Annotated in this window: 4 protein-coding genes and 1 pseudogene; 2 read left to right on the top strand and 3 right to left on the bottom strand. The window is 64.7% G+C overall.

Translation table 11 applies throughout. The annotated features are described in order from the left end of the window. Window positions 1-216, bottom strand: a pseudogene (locus tag K8V11_RS01655) (hypothetical protein); the annotation flags it as partial. A gap of 313 nt (window positions 217-529) precedes the next feature. After that, window positions 530-1,165 (bottom strand): TetR/AcrR family transcriptional regulator, encoded by a 636-nt coding sequence (locus K8V11_RS01650; RefSeq protein ID WP_303910471.1) that lies wholly within the window; start codon window positions 1,163-1,165, stop codon window positions 530-532. Between the two features lie 104 nt (window positions 1,166-1,269). On the opposite strand from K8V11_RS01650, the gene K8V11_RS01645 reads away from it, so the two are divergent. Both K8V11_RS01645 and K8V11_RS01640 read left to right on the top strand, forming a co-directional pair. Next, the gene (locus K8V11_RS01645; protein ID WP_303910470.1) at window positions 1,270-1,914 is read left to right on the top strand and encodes a hypothetical protein; all 645 of its coding nucleotides are present in this window, start codon (window positions 1,270-1,272) and stop codon (window positions 1,912-1,914) included. Window positions 1,915-1,973: 59 nt separating this feature from the next. Further along, window positions 1,974-2,543 (top strand): YdeI/OmpD-associated family protein, encoded by a 570-nt coding sequence (locus tag K8V11_RS01640; RefSeq protein WP_303910469.1) that lies wholly within the window; start codon window positions 1,974-1,976, stop codon window positions 2,541-2,543. A 69-nt stretch (window positions 2,544-2,612) separates the two neighbouring features. Here the strand turns inward: K8V11_RS01640 and K8V11_RS01635 are convergent, their stop codons facing one another. Beyond that, window positions 2,613-3,062, bottom strand: a complete 450-nt coding sequence (locus K8V11_RS01635; protein ID WP_303910468.1) for a DoxX family protein — start codon at window positions 3,060-3,062, stop codon at window positions 2,613-2,615. Window positions 3,063-3,064 lie beyond the last annotated feature (2 nt).

Below are 3,064 nucleotides of genomic sequence, written 5' to 3'. Positions count from 1 at the left end.
CGTGTACCAGCCACCCAGGTTATTAGGGGTGACGACCTTTTCTCCGCAGGGATCCCCACCGAGGGAACCGAGATCGAGACTTCCCGAAGCGCTGCCGAGAAGATCCTCGGGGATCGGAAGGGAGGACTGCGCACCGGCGACCGGCGCGGTGAGCATGGAGCCGGCGAGGGCAGCCGCCGGGATGATGGCCAGAAGCGGCCGACGATTGATCTTCACCAACTTCCTTAAAGGGCACTCTTCACAACCACCAATGGACGTGAAGATCAACTTATGTGAATGTTGTCCGCAACACACGTGCGCGCGCAACAAGAAGATTATTACCCAGTCAAACGATGAATGGCAACAACTTAAATATTAGTAATTTCATGAGTAGACATACGCAAAGGTCAAAGCATTGGGCGCTCGTTCGTCGCGGAATCCGTAAACGCGCATTGCCAGATTCTCGAGCTCTCCCCCGTTGAATTCTCACGCCCACCCCGCGTCGCTCTTCGAAGCCGCCGGCGGGCCACCTTCACCGCCATGAACCCACTCACTCCCCCTCGGACAGGCCTCCGCCGTGGGCTTCGTCCACGATCACGCTCCCCGCGGCCAGCCTCAATGTGTCGAGCTCGGCCTGCGCCCGTGGAACCTCCGTGGGCATCGCCCGCGCGATGGACAGCCCGTTGACAACGTTGAGCAGGAGCTCCACCCGCGCAGAATTGTCGCCGGCCGGAACCGTCCCCTCGCCCTGGAGCACGCGGAGACAATAGTCGATTCGCCGTCGAATCTCGCGGTCGATCGCCAGGAACTCGTTCCGCGCCGCCTGGGTAGGTTCGTTCGCGACGTAGCTCTCGAACGCCCGCCGCCACGCTTCGCGCGAATCGACCTCTTCCCCTCCCGGCGCAAGCAACCGCTGCAGACACGCCACGAGTCGTTCGCGCGCCGTCAGCGACCGATCATGCATGCTGTCCCCCGGCAGTAGCACCTCATACACAACACCGAGCGCCGCATCCATCAGCTCCCGCTGAGTCGGAAAATGGTGCCGCAGCGAGCCCGCACTGACCTCCGCACGCGCCGCCACCGCGCGAACACTCAAAATTGCGCCCGGACCTTCGCCCAGCATCGTCGTCGCCGCCCACAGAATCCTGTCGCGACTTCCCAGCCCCTCGGGCGGACGCTGCCCCATAATTTTCTCCATCACACTGTGCTAGTACACCGTGATAGTATCACGAACCAACGCACCAACACGCTGTATTGGTTCGCCTCACGGCGCGCCTCGAAGGGCCCGAAATGCTGGAAGAATGGAAGAACAAGCGCGCCGCCAAGCGCGTCGCACCCGGCGACGGCAGCCGCCTGGGGCGATTCCGGTGGTGGCATCACATCACCGGGCGCAAGCTCGGCTATTTACACGTGACCGGCTCCGCGGGCCGCCCGCTCACCTACGCTGTCGACGTGCGCACCGGCGGAGAGCACCCCGTCGCCAACCTCTACGTGGGCGGCTACCAGGAGGCCACCTCGCGCCTCCCCGCACTCTTCACAGTCGACGGCGGCTCGATTCACGTGGCGCTTAGCTCCTCCGGCCTCAAGCGTTTCCACTTCGTCGATGACGCCGGACAGTCCCATCACCTCGAGCCGGACGCGCATTCTGCTGCAGGCAGACGCGTGGCACTCGCTCTCCGGCATCCGCGCGCCGACGTCGTCATCGCGTGGCTTTCGGTGATCATGCTCGTCGTGGGCGTGGGACTCAACTTCGTGCAGATCATCGAGCCCATCGCGAACATCCCGCCGTTGGTCGAGCGGTTCGGCCATTTCGAATCGCCAATCCATTTACCGTTGTGGCTCAACGTCGTGCTCGCGCTCGGGGCCGCTGCCGCCACGACCGAACGGAGCCTGCGGCTGCGACACCATTGGCTCCTCGACAGCTTCGGCGCGTAAGGCTGACGGAATATACTGGGAATCCAGCATGTCCGTCGACCCGAGACTGGAGAATCGCGATGGCACAGAAGACCGCGCCGAAGAAGAATTCCGCGCCCACCACGCCGATCGATTTTTCCGCGGAAGTCGAGCGCCTCGGCGAGCGGCTCATCGTTCGGCTACCGGAGGCGGCGAGCAAGGAACTCCCCTCGCGTGGACAGGTCGCCGTCAACGCGAAGATGAATGGACACGCCTTCGACACTGTCCTCGAACCGGACGGAAAGAAGGGGCATTGGATCTCCGTCGACGCGGCGCTGGAGAAGGCACTGGACCTCGACGACGGGAGCGAGGTGTCCGCGACGGTCACGCCGACGAAGGAGTGGCCCGAGCCGGAGGTGCCGGAGGATCTGCGAGCGGCGCTCGACGCGGCGCCGGAACTCATCGGGACGTGGGAGGACATCACCCCGATGGCGCGCTGGGAGTGGGTGCGCTGGATCGGTGCCACGAAGAGCGCGTCCACCCGCGAGAAGCGCGTCGGGGTGACGATCGACAAGCTCGATAACGGCAAGCGCCGGCCGTGTTGCTTCGACCTGTCCTCTTGCACGGACCCGGAACTATCGAAGAGCGGGAAGCTCGTCGACTCGCTATAGAAAAACGCGCGGCGCATCCCGAAGGACGCGCCGCGCGTGAAGCTCCGCTCCCGGTGGGCCGGGAAGTCGCTAGGCGACGACGGGCGCCTTGCGCTTGCGGCCGGCGACGAGCCAGTCGAGGCTGAAGCGCCCCGCTCCGACGATGGCGAGGAGAAGCGAGCCGAAACCGAGAACGGCGATGAGTTCCCAGCCTCCGGCGTCAACAAAAACTTCCGTTCCCGCGTGGACGTAGATGAACGCGCCGACCATGTCGACAAACAGCAGCACGCCGACAATGGGCATGAGCACGCCGGCGATGAGCGCGATGCCGCCACCGAATTCGATGATGATCGCGAACGCGGCGGCCACGGCGGGTGCCGGGATGCCCATGGACTCGAAGGCGTCGGCCTGGCCACCGAAGCCGTTTTCGGAGAGCTTCTGCCAGCCGTGGGCGATAAAGACGATGCCGAGGATGACGCGGAAGGCCAGGAGGCCGAGGTCGCTGAGGGCCGCGCGAGCGCCGGGGCCGGAGGTCAGAATGC

It is taken from the genome of Dietzia timorensis, assembly GCF_020742175.1.
Lineage (GTDB): Bacteria > Actinomycetota > Actinomycetes > Mycobacteriales > Mycobacteriaceae > Dietzia > Dietzia timorensis_A.
The sequence above is the reverse complement of the archived record's forward strand: the minus strand, read 5'-3'. Positions and strand labels throughout refer to the sequence as shown.